Origin of the sequence: Methylomonas rhizoryzae (assembly GCF_008632455.1) — a bacterium.
In the GTDB taxonomy this organism is placed as follows: Bacteria; Pseudomonadota; Gammaproteobacteria; order Methylococcales; family Methylomonadaceae; genus Methylomonas; species Methylomonas rhizoryzae.
On record NZ_CP043929.1, the window covers coordinates 967,936 to 983,742 of the forward strand.

A 15,807-nucleotide genomic window follows, 5' to 3' on the forward strand; every position below is an offset into this window, starting at 1 on the left:
AAAGACAGTGACGCCGCTCGACGAAAATCCGCTTAAGGAAATCTATCGCGACCGTTGGTTGCTGGCGGTACATAAGCCGGCCGGCTTGTTGGTGCACCGCAGTCCCATCGACAAACACGAAACCGAATTTGCCTTGCAGTATGCTAGGGCCCTGAACGCAGGCGCGCACGTTTACCCGGTGCACAGGTTGGACCGGCCAACTTCCGGGCTGTTAGTCTTCGCTCGCGATGCCCGGACTGCCCGCAGTTTGGGTAAAGCGCTGATGGCCGGCGAAGTCCGCAAAACTTATCGGGCCGTAGTAAGAGGATGGCCGCCCGAGCAAGGTTTGATCGATCATCCGTTACGCGATGAGCCGGACGATCGGCGTCTGAAGAGCGAGCCGCACGCGGTGCGCCAAGCCCGCACCGGCTACCGACGTTTGGCGACTACGGAAATTCCGGTAGCAATCGAAGGTCACGCCACCAGCCGCTACAGCTTGGTCGAGTTGTATCCGGAAACCGGCCGCAAGCACCAATTGCGCCGACACATGAAGCACATCAGTCACCCCATCATCGGCGACGCCAACCACGGACGCGGTCGTCACAATCGTTATTTCGCCGAACGTTTCGGTTATGGCCGCTTGATGCTGGCGGCTACCGAAATGAGATTCCGGCATCCCGCCACCGGCGCGGAGTTGCATTTGCATGCCGAGCCGGACGCCAGCTTCATGCAAGTGTTGTCGATATTTTAACAGGCGTCCGCCGGAGACTGGCGCCGGGGTGATGCACCTCATCAAGCAAAGCCGAACAGCAGCCCCAGCAAGCCGCCGAATACGCCGCCCCAAACCACCAGCCAGCCCAAATGTTGTTTGATGATGGTTTGCACGATTTCTTTGACCATTAACGGGGTCAGTTCGCTCAGCCGTTTATCGATGACGGCTTCGATTTTTCCGGTTAAATCCTCGCCGATTTTGTGCGCGTTCAAACCGTGCTGCAGCGCTTGCCTAAAACGTTCGGATTCGACCATTTCCTGCAGGGTATGCCGCATTTTTTCGCACACCGGTGCTTGCAACGGCGCCAGTGCCTCTTCGCCGCCCATCATCATCACCATGCCGCCGAACGGAGAAGCCATGATGGAAACGACCAAGCCTTGGTAAATTTTGTCGTAATCGACCGCCTCCAACAAAGGCTGTAAATTCAATACCCGGCTGCCTTGCGCTTCTTCGGTTTCGATAAAATTTTCGATATTCTCGACGGTAAAGAATTGCTGCATCATCAGAGCTTTGATCGAGGCTTTAAATTCTTCGAACCGAGCGGGAATAACCCCGGAGCCGTACAAATAAGGTACTTTCTCGAACAGCATATGAACGGCCAGCCAGTTGGTGATGGCACCGGAGAAGGCAAAAAAACCGATGGCCTTGAAAGTATCAGAACCTACCGGGCTGATATAGCCAAGCAGAATGATCAAGGCGGAAATTGAATTGGTGAGAAAGCTTTTGTCGAGGAATTTTTTTGTGTCCATGAGTGATGATGTATCGAGTGATTGGAAGTTAACGTTGCGAAACGCAGATAAGGCGGCGCTCCAAGGTTGACCGAATCATCAATGGGTGCGGTTTGGAAAAATTCAAGATTACTATGGTTCGTAGTGCAAGCGGTCTATAAGCGTTGGGAGCCGGTGTTTGGGCGGCCGAGCTTCTGTGTTGGGCTCAGGGTCCGGTTGCTGCATTGATGCTCGGATCGAAGCATGCTTTTATGCCGGCGTTTGTTAAGCTCCTGCCGGCATGGGCTTTTTAGATGCGGCCGATTCCGCTGAGCAAAGTAAGCCTCCTTCGGGGGGGGCATGGCGTTACTCAAAAACAACCGCTGTTTGAGGCGATTTTTTAAATCTTTTACTCAACTATAAGTAATTGATTTTATATGTACAAAAAAGCTGTTTCTTGAGAGCGCTTTAGGCAGGGAGCCGGCCGGGTTTACGGCGATGCTAGCGGCCGTTACCGGTAATCCTCATGTTTACTATGAAAGTCATGGTGGGGGCGACGTATAGCCGCGATTTGCAAGGCCATCATCGCGACTATACGCCGCTCCCAGTGCGCTCGTGAAGGCGCACACATCGGATGGTGAAAGTCCATGTCAGGGTATGCCAAGGCTCTGTGGCTGGAGGTGGATCGTTGGGACGTGTGTGCGAGATAAGCGAGGAGCTCTGTGCGGTGGCGCGAAACCGGGCAGGCGTCAGAGCTCGATACGACTACATGGAGGCAGGAGGTAGAGCAACGCAGGAGCAGTTGCCGAGTACGGAAGGGGCGAAAGCCGCGAGAGGCTGGGTTAGCCCGGCTCAGGCCCGCTACTCAGTCTGTTTGTCGTTCGGCCTTGCTTTTGAGCGTTGTCATTAAACGGGACATCGCTTGTGTCAACTCGTCACCACTATCAGCCGGACTATGCGGTGCCAATGCTGCAATCGTATCGGCCGAAGGCAGTCTGGCCGGCCGCAACGGGCGGATGTCCCGCCACGGCGGTAAAATCTTGATGCGTACCTTGTCGATTTTGCCGGAAGCGATAGTAGTCGGAAGGTTGAGCAGGGTGTCCTGATAAAACCTCAGCTGCGTAGCCCAGGCGGAGGAGGTTGCATATATCGTCAAGCGTTGCCGGTTACGTAAGCAATGTACGATATTTTCCGCTATATTTTGGGGTAATAGGGAGCGCACTTGCTGCAGCAACTGCCGTTGTTCGGCTATCTGCACCAGACAATAGGCCAAGGCGTGGTTTTCATAGCCTAGGGCCGATTTGAAAACGGTTTTTTTCGATAGATTCATACTCTCGCAATAGATCAGGAAACGGTGGTGGTACGATGAGAACGTTTTTACAGGCTTTACTGACAAAGACGCAATTCCAGCCGGTTCGCTTGTTGACTATTCTTAGGGCCGTACAAGCCGAGTTTCGGCATATTCCGTCTTCGGCTGTCGACATCCTGGCCGAAGCTTTGCAGATTTCACGCACTCAAATCCTAGCGGTCGCGGAATTTTACAGTTTTCTGCATTTGACGCCACAAGGGCGTTACGCGGTACTGTTCAGCGATTCGATTACTGACCGTATGCTGGACCAGCAAAATCTGCTGCATTACGCGGCCAAGCGATGGAATGTCGCGATTGGCGAGGTTCGCGCCGACGGCATGGTCAGTTTGCATACGACGTCTTGCACCGGGTTATGCGATCAAGGCCCGGCGGCTTTGATCAACGGTATCGCTATTGCGAATTTGAATCGGCCAAAAATCGATCTCATCGCGGAACTGATCGAACGGCAAGCGCCGTTAGCTCAGTGGCCAGCCTCCTTATTCGCCGTCAACGACAATCTATATAAAGCCGGTTTATTGCTCAAATCTTCGCTCGACAGCGGCGCAGCGATTCGGGCCGCATGCGCGCATGACCGAGCTGAGGTCTTTTCCGAGTTGGAACGATCCGGGTTGCGCGGTCGGGGCGGTGCCGGTTTTAAGACCGCGTTGAAATGGCGTTATTGTGCGGAAGAGGTTTCCGACCGCCATTACGTGGTGTGTAATGCGGACGAGGGGGAACCCGGTACTTTCAAGGATAGAGTGCTGCTGAATAGTTTTGCCGATCAGGTATTTGAAGGCATGACGGTATGCGCCTTTCTGATAGGCGCCCGGCAAGGGTTTTTGTATTTGCGCGCGGAATACGAATTTTTGCACTCTAAGTTGGAGGCTGTTCTCGAGCGGCGCCGACAAGCCGGTTTGTTGGGAAATAACATTCTGAACAAAGCTTTCGATTTCGATATCGAGATTAGGTTAGGTGCAGGCGCTTATATTTGCGGCGAAGAATCCGCGCTGATCGAGTCGTTGGAAGGTAAGCCGGGCATTCCCCGCAATCGTCCGCCTTATCCGGTCAGCAGCGGCTATTTGCAAAAACCCACGGTAGTCAACAATGTGGAAACTTTTCTGGCGGCGGCGCAGATCGTCGTGCGCGGGGCGGATTGGTTTAACGTGCAAGGGACGGAAAAATCTCCGGGTAGCAAAATTCTCAGCGTTAGCGGCGATTGTTTAAGGCCCGGCATTTATGAATATCCTTTCGGTACCCCGGTCCGGCAAATACTGAACGACTGTGGTGCACGCGACGTACTCGGCGTTCAAGTGGGCGGGCCGTCCGGGACGTTTATATCCAATAGGGAACTCGGTCGCTGCTTGGCGTTTGAAGACCTGCCTACTGGCGGATCGTTTATCGTGTTCGATAACAGCAGGAATATCTTGCAAATCACCCAAAATTTTATCCATTTCTTCGCACACGAAAGCTGCGGTTTTTGTACGCCGTGCCGGGTGGGGACTTCGTTATTGAAGCAACAACTGGATAAAATCGTGGAGGGTCACGGTTCGGCCGGCGATGTGGCGGAGCTGGAAAGTCTGTGCCGGTTGGTCAAGCAATACAGCCATTGCGGTTTGGGACAAACTGCGGCGAATCCGATTTTGTCGACTTTGCAACGCTATCCCGACGTTTATCAAGCTCAGCTGAAGCGTATCAGTTACGAGCCGGGATTCGATTTGGACGGCGCTTTGGCTGTTGCCCGGCGCATGGCGAATCGCGACGACGCCGCGGCGCATTTGTCGCAAGTGGAGGAGTAAACCATGTCGGGCACGATAAACATCGACGGTAAGACCGTGCCGTATCGGGACGGCCAAACCATTATGGACGCGGCCATTGCGGCGGGTATCTATATTCCGCATTTATGCCATAAGCCGGGGTTTACGCCGCACGGCAGTTGTAAGCTCTGCACGGTTAAGGTGAACGGGCGCAATTGTTCCGCTTGTACGTTTCCGGCGGCGGACGGTCAAGTGGTGATCAACACTAGCGACGAGTTGCTGCAAGACAGGCGGCGAATCACGCAAATGCTGTTCGTCGAAGGCAATCATTTTTGTCCGTCCTGTGAGAAATCAGGTAATTGCCAGTTGCAGGGTGTTGCTTACCATTTGAATATGCTGGATAACCACTTCCCGCATTTTTACGCCGATCGGCGGGTGGACGCGTCGCACCCGGACATCATGATCGACCATAATCGCTGCATATTTTGTAATTTGTGCGTGCGCGCCAGCCGGGAAAAAGACCGGAAAAACGTTTTCGACATCGCCGGACGCGGGATCAATAAACGCTTGATCGTCAACTCGGTCAGCGGCACGTTGAAAGACAGCGCCATTAGCGTCGACGATTGCGCTGCTCATATTTGTCCTACCGGAGCCATTCTGATCAAGCGCAGTGCTTATCGCTTACCCATAGGTCAGCGTACTTACGACCAACGGCAAATCAGTGATGTGGCGCTTTCCGGGGAGGTGGAACATGGCCAAGATTAAAGTCGCTACCGTGTCATTGGCCGGATGTTTCGGCTGTCACATGTCGTTCCTCGATATAGACGAGCGCCTGATCGCGTTGCTTGAGGTCGCTGAGTTCGATCGTTCGCCATTGACGGACATAGAGCACTGCGGTCCTTGCGATGTTGGCCTGATAGAAGGGGGTGTTTGTAACGCGGAAAATGTGCACGTGTTGCGCGAATTTCGCAAAAATTGCAAAACGCTGGTTGCAGTTGGTGCTTGCGCAATCAACGGCGGCTTACCGGCCATGCGTAACCAGTTTGCCTTGGAGGAATGTTTGCTGGAGGCGTATCGGGACGGAATTGGCGTCGAGAATCCGCATATTCCTAACGATCCGGAACTTCCTCTGTTGCTGGACAAGGTTCATCCCATCCACGAAATCGTTAAGGTTGATTATTTTTTACCCGGTTGCCCGCCATCGGCCGACGTGTTCTGGACATTTCTGAGTGCGCTATTGGCTGGGCGCGAACCGAGTTTACCTTATGAATTAGTTCATTACGACTAATAAGGATGACAAATGTACGAACATCTCGAAACTGCCGCTAATCCGGCCGGGTTGAAGCGGGTTGCCGTGGATCCGGTGTCCCGCGTGGAAGGACACGGCAAGGTCACGCTGTTACTGGACGAGAATAATCAAGTCCGACAAGCGCGCTTGCACATCGTCGAGTTTCGCGGCTTCGAAAAATTTATCCAAGGCCGCCCGTACTGGGAGCTGCCGGTGATGGTGCAGCGTTTGTGCGGCATTTGCCCGGTCAGTCATCATCTCGCCGCCGCTAAAGCCATTGACCAGTTAGTCGGCGTAGATCCGCCGGATTTAACCCCGGCCGCCGACAAGTTGCGCCGCTTGCTGCATTTCGGCCAGGTGTTGCAATCGCACGCCTTACATTTCTTCCACCTATCCAGCCCCGATTTGTTATTCGGTTTCGAAAGCGATATTAGCAGGCGCAATATTGTTGCGGTGTTGGCGGATTATCCCGGCATCGGCATGCAAGGCGTCAAACTACGCAAATACGGTCAGGAAGTGATACGCATGGTATCCGGTAAAAGGGTGCACGGAACCGGAGCGATTGCCGGCGGAATGAATAAGGCGCTCGACAAAGACGAGCGGGATTACCTGTTACAAGACATCGAACAAGTGATCGTTTGGGCGCAGGAGGCGGTAGGCTTGATCAAAAAGGTGCATACGTCCAACCAGGCTTTTTACGATACTTTCGCTACCGTTCCCAGCAGCTACTTGGGCCTTATTAAACCGAATGGTGCTTTAGAGTTATACCACGGCGGTATTCGCGCAAAAAATGCCGATGGAGAAATCTTGGTCGACCATTTCGATTATTGCCGATATTACGACTTGATACGGGAAGAAGTAAGGTCATGGAGTTATATGAAGTTCCCGTATCTGACTTCAATCGGCAAGGAGCAAGGCTGGTATAGGGTCGGTCCGCTGGCGCGGCTGAACAACTGCGATTACATCGATACGCCATTGGCCGAGTCTGCCCGAGTGGACTTCAAGCTGCACGGCGGCGCGATGATGGTGCATAGTACGTTGGCTTTTCATTGGGCGCGCTTGATCGAGTTGTTGCATTGTGCGGAAAGTATTCGGGATTTATTGCACGATGCGGCTGTGTTAAGTCGGGATCTCATCGTTAAGGGCGAAAAGCGCTACGAGGGCATCGGGGTGATAGAAGCGCCGCGAGGTACTTTGTTTCATCATTATCAAGTCGACGAAAACGATATTGTCACTAAGGCCAATCTGATCGTGTCGACCACGAGCAACAACATGGGGATGAACGAATCGATACGGCAAGTCGCGGCGGAGTATCTGTCCGGCCGCGAGTTGACCGAGCCTTTATTGAATAACTTGGAAGTAGCTATCCGCGCCTACGATCCATGTTTGTCTTGCGCTACCCATGCTATCGGCAAAATGCCTTTGCAACTGGAATTGGTCGATTCGGCAGGCCGTTTGCTGGACCGCTTGACGCGGGATAGCGACGGCGGTTTTGTACGCTGAGTACCGATGGTTGCGCCGGTTTTGATTTTCGGCTACGGCAATCCCAGTCGTGGCGACGATGCGCTGGGGCCAAAGGTAATCGAATATTTGCAGTCGCGATATAGCCCGCAGGACGTTGAGCTGTTAACGGATTTTCAGTTGCAGATTGAGCATGTTCTGGATCTAAGCGGACGTCGGACGGTGTTGTTTGTGGATGCTGCGGTTATCGGCGATGGACCTTACGCTTTATCGTTGCTTCAACCTGAACGGGATAACAGTTATAGCAGTCATGCTATGAGTCCGTCGGCATTACTCGCTGTATATCAAGCGGTTATGGGGCAAAATCCACCCTGCAGTTATATGTTGAGTATACGTGCGCGTTCCTTTCAATTGGGAAGCGGACTCAGCCATGCGGCTGCCGAACATTTGATCCAGGCTTGCGGGTTTGTCGATGCGTGGATTACCCAGCTTTTTCGTGAAAACATAACGGCAAATTGAGCGGGTGGAAAGCCATTTTGCCCGCTTTAACCTGAATCTTTGCCGAATGGCCAGAGTTCAGTACCGCCGTCAAATGATGCGATTGAGGTTTAGCCGCATGGACCTTTCCCCTTAAGATCGAATCTTTTTCTTTGACATATCGACTCACAGCTCCCAAAATTCAAGGTCCGCCATCAGACGAAATGCGACTGCCGGGGAAATTCGTCTATCAAGCGTTTCGAGATTATGATTGCTAGGTGCTTGGTATCCTAATAGAGCATTCGCTATCTAAGCGTTTTTTTTTGTTAGAATTTTAATAAGCACACTACAACACCAGCACAACACACTTATGAACAAAAAAAAAATTATCCTGTTTGTCGCTTGTTTAGCAGGCCTTTTAGCCTTGCAAATAAAGTTTTTATTACCGTGGATGTACGATATCGCCGCATCGGATTTGTTTTTAGTCGAGTCTAAAGATACAGCAAACCCTATGCCTATTTCCAACGACATGACGAATCTGGCGTTTTTGCAATGTAATCGATATGTCAGCAATCAAATCGGTTCAGAGGGTAGCGCTCAGTTTGCCAGTCAACCGGCAAATGCCTGGAGTTTGGGAAACTACGAATACATCGTTAACGCGGAAGTGGAAGTGACTTTGAAAGATGTACCGACTAATTTATACCACTATGTCTGCAGGATTCAGTACACTGAGGGTGACGATTTGTCCGGCGTGAACAATGGCGACAATTGGTCGGTAGTCGGAATAACAGGATTGCCGGACCTTTAAGCGAAAAGATTCCGTTTGGGAGTTTTCTTAGATTCCCGCACAGGCTCGCTCGCAGCCTGTGCATAACATAGAGCCGGATTTTTTTAGAGAGAAGATTCGGCTTTTCAGTGAGCCCGGAGGGTGGCGGCAGTCATCCTTGGTTAGGCAGTCCATGTTTGCCTTAAGTAGGTAACCTATTTTAGGTAAGCCGCTCGTGTTGTTGATGCTTCGAATTTGATATACATTCGGATCAATCATCCTCTTCAACTTGCCGGCTAGGTCAAGAAAATCAGATGTTGCGTCACTTTAAGCAATACAATGAATAGCATTTTTTTGCCGTCGCTTCTCCGTCTCGAAATCAACCGCTATGCTTATGCGATGGCTGCCGTCTTGCAGCCTTGATTAGCCTGACCCGGTTCGCGATGCGGTTTCGGAAAATTTAATCCAGTTTGTACCCACCTTGAAGAACAGCTCTCTAGATACAAATTGCCAGCTTGCCGACGCTTTGGGCATCGGGGAAGACGAAATCACTCGGCGCATGTCCTTTTTAGAGTTTGCGGATGAGGATAGACGGATGCTGGCCCAAGCGAAGGATTTGCTGCAACCTCTGCAGGTTGAAATTGCCGAGGCATTTTACGAATTTATCCTGTCTTTTCCGGAACTAAAAAATATAGTCGACGCTAGCGGTACCGGCATTGAAGAGCTCAAACGCATCCAAGGGGACTATTTCACCTCTCTGCTTGATGGAAATTACGACCTAAATTACTTTTGCGATCGCCTCAACGTTGGTTTGGCGCACGAACGTATCGGTTTGGATATTAAATGGTACGTCGGCGCTTACCGGAAATACTTGTCGGAAGTTTACGACCGGCTCCACGGCCAGCTGTCCGGTGACATCGAGTTGTTACACCGAATGTTTGCAGCATTGGGCAAAGTCGTGTTGTTGGACGCGGGACTTGCCATAGACGCCTATAACTTTTCCAACAAGCAGGCAGTTTTGGCGCTGGATAAGCGCTTGCACGAATTGATCCAAGGCATAGACGGCTTTGTTTGGGAATACGATGTCGCGTTGTGCCGTTTTCGCTATGTAAGCAACAAAGTAGAGAAACTGCTCGGATACGCGCAGCAACAGTGGTTAGAAGACTCGGGTTTGCGTCAGCGCATCGTTCATCCGGATAATCAGCGCGATACGGCTGAAGCGTTTACCAAAGCGTGTCAGGAAGGCGGAAATTTTGCGATTGAATATCGGGTTTTTACGCTAACCGGCAGCACGGTGTGGGTAAGCGAACGGGTGAGTGCCGAAAAAAATGCGCTAGGCCACGTCACTTTGCTGAGAGGCTTGATGTTGGATGTGACTGAGCGTAAACGTAACGAGGAGCAGTTAGCGTATTTGGTGACCTATGACGAACTAACCGGTTTGCCCAATCGCAGTTTGTTTGTCAGCCATTTAAAAATCGCATTGGCCGAAGCTACACGAAACGGCCGAAGATTGGCCATCTTATTCTTGGACCTGGATGGTTTTAAAGATATTAACGATAGTTTAGGGCATGAGGCTGGCGATCAGTTGATTAAAGGCATAGCAAAAACTCTGAGCGACCGTTGCTTGCGTAAAGATGACTTTATTGCTCGGTTCGGTGGCGACGAGTTTTGTGTGATTTTGGAAGATAAGCAAGACTATTTTAGACCGGAGACTGTCGCCGAGCGTTGTTTAACTCAGTTGGCTAAGCCTATTTTGATCGAAAGCAATTGCATTTATCCACGGGCGAGCATAGGCATTACTCTATTTCCCGACGATGCCGAAACGCCGGAAGCATTGCTGCAGTGCGCGGATAGCGCAATGTACGCTGCCAAGACCGCGGGTAAACATCGGTATACCTTCTACAACCCGAAAATGACGCGCTTGGCGGAGCAGCGGTTGAGTTTGGAAAACGATTTAAGAAAAGCGGTGGAATTAGGGAGTTTTGTTTTGCATTATCAGCCTCAGATTGCGTTGCTTGATGGCAGAATGGTTGCCGTAGAGGCGTTGATTCGTTGGATCGATCCGGAAAGGGGGATGGTATCGCCGGACGAGTTTATTCCGGTTGCGGAGCGTATAGGCTTGATCACGCCGATAGGAGAGTGGGTGTTAAGCACTGCCTGCAAGCAATTCATGGTTTGGCGGCAGGCAGGTGTCGAGCTGGATTACATCGCCGTGAACATTTCAGCTATGCACTTCGAATCGAAGTCTCTGCCGGCAACAATCGATAAAGTCATGCGCGAAACCGCCATACCTGCTTCTGCACTGGAGTTGGAAATCACCGAAAGCGTGTTGCAAACGAATGTGGATTGTTCGGATTGTTTTAAGGAGTTGCAGACCTTGGGAATTAAAATCGCCATTGACGACTTTGGCACCGGTTATTCCTGTTTGAATTCGTTGACTCAATTGCCGCTCGATTGTTTGAAAATCGATAAATCGTTTATCCGCGATGTTTTAAACAATACCAATGATGCGGCGATTGTAGCCACAATATTAGCGATGAGTAGAATTATGAAGTTTAAGGTTGTTGCAGAGGGAGTGGAAACCCTGGAGCAACTGCATTATTTGCATGCCGTAGGCTGCGACTTGGCGCAAGGCTATTATTTTAGCAAGCCGGTACCTGCGGAGCGGATTTCCGAATTGGCGGTATCCGGTTTTTTACCGCTATAGTGAATTTTTTACGGTAATAATGGATTGCTAGCGTGGCTGCCAAATCTAAGTTAGAGCAAATTTTGTTATCCAATCGTCCCGCCCCGATTTTGCCTACCGGTTTGAATCGCCTGTTACAAGCCTTTGAAGCGCATTCGCTCACACCCAAGGATTTGGTCGAAGTCATTTCGGAATATCCTGCTATCGCTGCGCGGCTGCTGTTTGTTGCAAATTCGGCGTGGGCTCCGCCTTCGGTGCCTATAGAAAGTTTGGAAGCAGCTTGTATTCGCTTAGGAGTAACTTTAGTTCGTAGCGTAAGCATTTCGTTGTGCATCACGGCTTCATTCGATGTGATTAGCCGTTGCCCGGCGTTCGAGCCGGAACGGTTTTGGTGTACCGCGTTGATGGCTGCCGAGGCTTCTGCTTTATTGGCGGACATGTGTGTCGGAATTGATGTTCCTGATAACGCCACGATGTATACGGCTGGATTGCTGCATAATTTAGGTTTGTTGTGGTTAGCGGGAAATTGGTCCGAAGAAACTTCGAGGGCGTTGCAGCTCAAATCTGAACGGGATGACATTTCGGTAAGAGCCGCCTTGCGCGAAGTCGTTGGCATCGATTATTGCGAAGCGGGTGGCGTGCTCGGCAGGGCGTGGAAGTTGCCTCAGGTGCTGGTGTCCGCAATCGAGTATCACAGTGCCGAGGATTATCCCAATTGTGCGGAACCGAGTGCTGTATTGGTCGGCTATGCGTTAGAGCTTATGGATGCTTTGAATTCGGAGAGCGAACAAAGCCCGTCTTTGCGGGAGCGGGGCGGGATAGCGCTCGATCATCAGCGTTTAGACGAGGTGTTGCAACGTCTGCGCGAGAAACGCCAAGAAATCTCGAGATTGTCTAGCGTTATATTTTCCTGAGGATTATCGGTAAGCATAAAGTCACGACTGTTAACTGCTTACATTTCATGCCATTGTTGATTAGGCGCGACCAATTTCTTGGATCCTTTTAGGAAAACGGTTGCACGCACTCACTTAAAAAGAGGGGCGGATTAAATAATGGTAAAATAAGCGATCTTTTTCTTCGCCGTGTATTTTTATGACAGACATAGCCGCACTTTATCAATCAGATTTGCCAAATCTAAGGTTGCTAGGACGTGGAAAAGTGCGGGATATGTATGAAGTCGACGAGAAGCATCTTTTGATCGTCACCACGGATAGGATGTCTGCGTTCGATGTGGTATTGCCAAATCCGATTCCCGGTAAAGGGCTTGTTCTAACTCGACTAGCCAATTTTTGGTTCGACAAAACTAAACATATCATTGCGAATCACATCGCGGACGATCTGAGCTTGGAACAGGCGGTTTCCGATCCTGAGCTGCGCCGGCAAATCGAAGGGCGGGCTATTGTGGTTAAACGCCTTAAACCTCTGCCGGTAGAAGCTATTGTGCGAGGTTATTTAATTGGTTCAGGTTGGAAAGATTATCTAGCAAACGGTAAGGTCTGCGGCATTGTCTTGCCCAACGGATTGAAGCAAGCCCAGCAATTACCTGAACCGATTTTTACGCCATCGAGTAAAGCGGAAGTCGGAGTTCATGACGAGAATATCAGCTTTAGTCAAATGGTTGGTATGTTAGGTGAAACCCTTGCCGAGCAAGTCCGCAACGTTAGCTTGCAGATCTACGGTTATGCTGCAGAGTTTGCCCGTCAGCGCGGCATTATCATCGCCGATACCAAGTTTGAGTTTGGCTTGGACGATAATGGCGTTTTACATTTAATAGACGAAGTCCTTACCCCTGATTCGTCTCGATTTTGGCCTGCGGACCAATATCGCGTAGGCATTAGTCCGCCAAGTTTTGATAAGCAATACTTGCGGGATTATCTGGAGACATTGGACTGGGATAAAACGCCTCCCGGCCCTCGGTTGCCCGAACAAGTTGCTGCGCAATGCAGCGACAAATATCGCGAAGCTGCAGCCATTTTGATAGGGGATTAATATCCCGTATTCACGTAGCTAAGAGCATGCGCACGTCTATTCATTTTGTCATTGAGTTGTAATAAATTATTGATTTAAAAAGATTGTTAAGTTGGTCGCCGGTTTTTAAGTATAATCAGGAATCTTTAATAACACCCGAGGAATACTTATGCTAGACGCGGAATGGTTCAGCGAAGCGCAGCATGCAAACGGTACTGCATTTTCTCTAAAAATTAAGCGAAAGTTGCACGAAGAGCAGTCCGAGTTTCAGTTTTTGGAAATCTATGAAACCGAGCATTTCGGTAATCTGATGGTCATCGACGGCTGTACCATGGTTTCCACTCGAGATAATTTTTTTTATCACGAGATGATGAGTCATCCGGTTTTGTTCAGCCATCCTGATCCGAAAAAAGTTTGGATTATTGGTGGCGGGGATTGTGGTACGTTGCGTGAGGTCTTGAAGCACCAATCCGTAGAACAAGCCGTGCAAATCGATATAGATGAAAGGGTTACTCGCTTAGCGGAAATTTATTTTCCCGAACTGTGCGTATCAAACAACGACCCGCGTGCCGAGCTGAAATTTATCGATGGTATCAAATGGGTAAAAGATGCTGAGCCGAATAGCGTTGACGTCATTATTGTCGACAGTACCGATCCTGTCGGACCCGCCGAGGGGTTGTTCTGTGCAGATTTTTATAAGGATTGTTTTAATGCGTTGACTGAAAATGGAATAGTGATCCAACAAAGCGAATCGGCGTTGTTGCATATGGATATACTAAATGAAATGCGGCAAGAAATGCGCGCTGGTGGCTTCGAAAACATGCAAACTGTGTTTTTTCCACAATGCATTTATCCGTCCGGATGGTGGAGTGCGACTATGGCGGGTAAGTGCGACTTGTCAGCATTTCGGGAGCAAGCTAGCGCTAGCAAAGATTTCGACACGACCTATTACAATCGAGAAATTCATCTGGCCAGTTTAGCCATGCCTGAGTTTTTCAGAAAACATGTGTTGAAATAAAGGCGTCAAGCTGTTTTAGCAGTCTAATCATTGATATATAGTCATTTGCTGCTGTAGACATCTACATTTAAACGCAGTCGAATGTGTTTGCTAGCACGTTTCCATCTCTGCCAACACATGACATATCTGTCATGTGTTGGCAGTCTAGTCATCAGTAAAGTTCTAAGCCGCTTTAATTTACGCTTAATTTCTTCAAGGCAAACTTAGTCATAATATTGCGTTACGGGATAAATTCTCTAACGAAATCAGGCGGTAGTGCTCAGTCGAGACATTTGTTTTCGAATCTTTCCGGGAATGGTGGGCAATTGTGAATAACTTGGCATACAAATAGCATTTTCCCTAGTAATCTCGAGGCCGATTTTGGGCGCTGCTTTTGCTGACGCGAATTTTCAAGCTCGTAGAGAATAAACAACAATAATTCGGGTGATCCTAATGGTTAAGGTTAAGATGTTTAATATTGTAATTACGTTGGCAGCATTTGCTGCATTGGTGTTTTTGCTACCTGCAGATAAAGATTTGCCTCAAGCGACTAAAAGCAAACAACAAACTTATTCAAGTAAAGAAAACATTTCTACCAAATCTAATGAAAAGCAGTCGACTACAACAGACAGCGGCTACTTGAGAGCCGTCTAATAGTTTTGTAATAAGTTGAATTTAAGGCTTAAATATGGGTAATTTGAATCGTTGTTGTAATTGGCTTTTTGTTTATTGAGCTTGTCTAAGGTATTGTTTGACTTTATATATTAAAACGGGCTTTTGATTCTTTCGCTTCAAAACAAAAAACGACAATGGCGATTGGAATTAAATATGAAACTTATTTTTACATTGAGTTTGTTAAAAAAAGTATTTCTACTTAGGAAGTAAAAAATGAGGTTGTAGGGTCAGCCACAATATGTATACTCCCCATTTAAAATTTACCTGTCTGTAAGTTATAGTGTTTTTCAAGTCCCCTCTATATAAAACTTTCCAGTTGCTTTTCAATTTTTTCTAGGTCCAATTTTCCGATATTTTTCCATTCAATTTTTCCAGTCGGCGATATAAGTAAAGTGGTCGGAGTGAATGTTATTCCGCCGAATTCTTTTGCTAAAGCGTCGGTTGGATCTAAAGTAATGGAATACGGTATCTGCATGGCTGTTGCAATTTCCAACACGCGATTAGGTGGATCGTAAGACATGGCTATGGCGATAATCTTTAATCCGCGATGATTGTATCGGGCATGCAAAGAGCTCAGTATCGGAATTTCTTGAATGCAAGTCCGGCAGTCGGTAGACCAAAAGCTAACGATCACAGGATGTTGTTTCAAATCAGCTGAATTGATTGTCTCCCCCTTTATCGTTACAAAGCTGGTTTTTGGGATGTGATCGTCATGATTGTGTCTATATAAGGAAACAATGGACATGCATGCTATCAATACTCCTGAAGCAAAAATTAAAAGTTTTTTAGTGCGCATAGGCCGATATTGACATGTGCGTTATGGGGCTGTAACAAGAACGCGGGTTTGGTTTGTATCGGATTCGTTTTTCGTTCATCACATATTTTCGCTTAAGCCACTTAATTAGGACGCTACAACAGACGTTAGCATG

At 49.1% G+C, this 15,807-nt stretch carries 15 protein-coding genes; 12 read left to right on the forward strand and 3 right to left on the reverse strand.

Translation table 11 applies throughout. From position 1 onward, the window contains the following. Positions 1-7: 7 nt before the first annotated feature. Positions 8-730 (forward strand): pseudouridine synthase, encoded by a 723-nt coding sequence (locus tag F1E05_RS04520; RefSeq protein ID WP_232056782.1) that lies wholly within the window; start codon positions 8-10, stop codon positions 728-730. Between the two features lie 41 nt (positions 731-771). On the opposite strand, the gene F1E05_RS04525 is transcribed toward F1E05_RS04520, so the two are convergent. Next, complete coding sequence (locus tag F1E05_RS04525) at positions 772-1,500, reverse strand: DUF445 domain-containing protein (RefSeq protein WP_150047133.1); 729 nt, start codon at positions 1,498-1,500, stop codon at positions 772-774. Between the two features lie 823 nt (positions 1,501-2,323). After that, a complete protein-coding gene (locus tag F1E05_RS04530) occupies positions 2,324-2,788 on the reverse strand; it encodes a DciA family protein (RefSeq protein ID WP_150047135.1) in 465 nt (154 codons plus the stop codon). 35 nt (positions 2,789-2,823) lie between these two features. Between F1E05_RS04530 and F1E05_RS04535 the strand changes: the two genes are divergently transcribed. From F1E05_RS04535 to F1E05_RS04585, 11 genes are all read left to right on the forward strand, one after another. Beyond that, positions 2,824-4,602 carry an NADH-ubiquinone oxidoreductase-F iron-sulfur binding region domain-containing protein gene (locus tag F1E05_RS04535; RefSeq protein ID WP_150047137.1) on the forward strand — a complete coding sequence of 593 codons (1,779 nt, stop codon included), beginning with the start codon at positions 2,824-2,826 and terminating at the stop codon, positions 4,600-4,602. A gap of 3 nt (positions 4,603-4,605) precedes the next feature. Next, positions 4,606-5,325, forward strand: coding sequence for a 2Fe-2S iron-sulfur cluster-binding protein (locus tag F1E05_RS04540; protein ID WP_150047140.1), 720 nt, complete (start codon positions 4,606-4,608; stop codon positions 5,323-5,325). Then, positions 5,312-5,848, forward strand: a complete 537-nt coding sequence (locus F1E05_RS04545; protein ID WP_150047142.1) for an NADH-quinone oxidoreductase subunit B family protein — start codon at positions 5,312-5,314, stop codon at positions 5,846-5,848. Before F1E05_RS04540 ends, F1E05_RS04545 begins: the two co-directional genes overlap by 14 nt. Positions 5,849-5,860: 12 nt before the next feature. Next, positions 5,861-7,351, forward strand: a complete 1,491-nt coding sequence (locus F1E05_RS04550; RefSeq protein WP_150047144.1) for a Ni/Fe hydrogenase subunit alpha — start codon at positions 5,861-5,863, stop codon at positions 7,349-7,351. 6 nt (positions 7,352-7,357) lie between these two features. Beyond that, positions 7,358-7,828, forward strand: a complete 471-nt coding sequence (locus F1E05_RS04555; RefSeq protein WP_150047146.1) for a hydrogenase maturation protease — start codon at positions 7,358-7,360, stop codon at positions 7,826-7,828. 328 nt (positions 7,829-8,156) lie between these two features. Further along, a complete protein-coding gene (locus F1E05_RS04560; protein WP_150047148.1) occupies positions 8,157-8,594 on the forward strand; it encodes a hypothetical protein in 438 nt (145 codons plus the stop codon). A 484-nt stretch (positions 8,595-9,078) separates the two neighbouring features. Further along, positions 9,079-11,259, forward strand: a complete 2,181-nt coding sequence (locus tag F1E05_RS04565) for an EAL domain-containing protein (RefSeq protein WP_269473506.1) — start codon at positions 9,079-9,081, stop codon at positions 11,257-11,259. Between the two features lie 32 nt (positions 11,260-11,291). Further along, positions 11,292-12,152 carry an HDOD domain-containing protein gene (locus tag F1E05_RS04570; RefSeq protein WP_190303249.1) on the forward strand — a complete coding sequence of 287 codons (861 nt, stop codon included), beginning with the start codon at positions 11,292-11,294 and terminating at the stop codon, positions 12,150-12,152. A gap of 178 nt (positions 12,153-12,330) precedes the next feature. Then, positions 12,331-13,227, forward strand: coding sequence for a phosphoribosylaminoimidazolesuccinocarboxamide synthase (locus F1E05_RS04575; RefSeq protein WP_150047153.1), 897 nt, complete (start codon positions 12,331-12,333; stop codon positions 13,225-13,227). A 148-nt stretch (positions 13,228-13,375) separates the two neighbouring features. After that, entirely contained in the window at positions 13,376-14,224 is an 849-nt protein-coding gene (gene speE, locus F1E05_RS04580) for a polyamine aminopropyltransferase (RefSeq protein ID WP_150047155.1), read from the forward strand. Positions 14,225-14,656: 432 nt separating this feature from the next. Continuing rightward, positions 14,657-14,857, forward strand: a complete 201-nt coding sequence (locus F1E05_RS04585; protein WP_150047157.1) for a hypothetical protein — start codon at positions 14,657-14,659, stop codon at positions 14,855-14,857. A gap of 319 nt (positions 14,858-15,176) precedes the next feature. Here the strand turns inward: F1E05_RS04585 and F1E05_RS04590 are convergent, their stop codons facing one another. After that, positions 15,177-15,674 carry a TlpA family protein disulfide reductase gene (locus F1E05_RS04590; protein ID WP_150047158.1) on the reverse strand — a complete coding sequence of 166 codons (498 nt, stop codon included), beginning with the start codon at positions 15,672-15,674 and terminating at the stop codon, positions 15,177-15,179. Positions 15,675-15,807 lie beyond the last annotated feature (133 nt).

What these genes read in the sequence shown, in the direction of transcription:
- F1E05_RS04525 (WP_150047133.1), bottom strand. Translation starts at nt 1,500, where the DNA reads ATGGACACAAAAAAATTCCTCGACAAAAGCTTTCTCACCAATTCAATT.
- F1E05_RS04555 (WP_150047146.1), top strand. Translation starts at nt 7,358, where the DNA reads ATGGTTGCGCCGGTTTTGATTTTCGGCTACGGCAATCCCAGTCGTGGC.
- F1E05_RS04545 (WP_150047142.1), top strand. Translation starts at nt 5,312, where the DNA reads ATGGCCAAGATTAAAGTCGCTACCGTGTCATTGGCCGGATGTTTCGGC.
- F1E05_RS04530 (WP_150047135.1), bottom strand. Translation starts at nt 2,788, where the DNA reads ATGAATCTATCGAAAAAAACCGTTTTCAAATCGGCCCTAGGCTATGAA.
- F1E05_RS04585 (WP_150047157.1), top strand. Translation starts at nt 14,657, where the DNA reads ATGGTTAAGGTTAAGATGTTTAATATTGTAATTACGTTGGCAGCATTT.
- F1E05_RS04575 (WP_150047153.1), top strand. Translation starts at nt 12,331, where the DNA reads ATGACAGACATAGCCGCACTTTATCAATCAGATTTGCCAAATCTAAGG.
- speE (WP_150047155.1), top strand. Translation starts at nt 13,376, where the DNA reads ATGCTAGACGCGGAATGGTTCAGCGAAGCGCAGCATGCAAACGGTACT.
- F1E05_RS04550 (WP_150047144.1), top strand. Translation starts at nt 5,861, where the DNA reads ATGTACGAACATCTCGAAACTGCCGCTAATCCGGCCGGGTTGAAGCGG.
- F1E05_RS04590 (WP_150047158.1), bottom strand. Translation starts at nt 15,674, where the DNA reads ATGCGCACTAAAAAACTTTTAATTTTTGCTTCAGGAGTATTGATAGCA.
- F1E05_RS04535 (WP_150047137.1), top strand. Translation starts at nt 2,824, where the DNA reads ATGAGAACGTTTTTACAGGCTTTACTGACAAAGACGCAATTCCAGCCG.
- F1E05_RS04560 (WP_150047148.1), top strand. Translation starts at nt 8,157, where the DNA reads ATGAACAAAAAAAAAATTATCCTGTTTGTCGCTTGTTTAGCAGGCCTT.
- F1E05_RS04540 (WP_150047140.1), top strand. Translation starts at nt 4,606, where the DNA reads ATGTCGGGCACGATAAACATCGACGGTAAGACCGTGCCGTATCGGGAC.